Below are 338 nucleotides of genomic sequence, written 5' to 3' on the forward strand. Positions count from 1 at the left end.
TTAAAGGTCTTCACAATGGTTTTACCCGTGTTGCCTTCATAATCTTCTTCAATTTCTTCCTTAGTCAGAGCATCGGCAGCGGGCACGTCACCAAAGAAGGTGTCGGCATGTGTCGTGTTCATGGCCGGAATATCCATCTTAGCAGCAGCGAAAGAGACAGCCCATGGTGAGTGGGTGTGGACGATCCCGCCGATGTTTGGAAAATGGTTGTACAGGTACGTGTGGGTTGGGGTATCGCTGGACGGGTTCATTTCGCCTTCAACGACTTCACCCTTCAAGTTCACAACAACCAAGTCTTCTGGCTTTAAGGCGTCATAGTCGACACCGGAAGGCTTGAT

At 50.0% G+C, this 338-nt stretch carries 1 protein-coding gene; it reads right to left on the bottom strand.

Translation table 11 applies throughout. The features are described 5' to 3' along the window. The coding region (locus FC82_RS13755; RefSeq protein WP_191982811.1) for a class II aldolase/adducin family protein at positions 1 to 338 on the bottom strand (338 nt) is incomplete at both ends.

Source organism: Secundilactobacillus collinoides DSM 20515 = JCM 1123 (genome assembly GCF_001435975.1).
Taxonomy (GTDB): Bacteria; Bacillota; Bacilli; order Lactobacillales; family Lactobacillaceae; genus Secundilactobacillus; species Secundilactobacillus collinoides.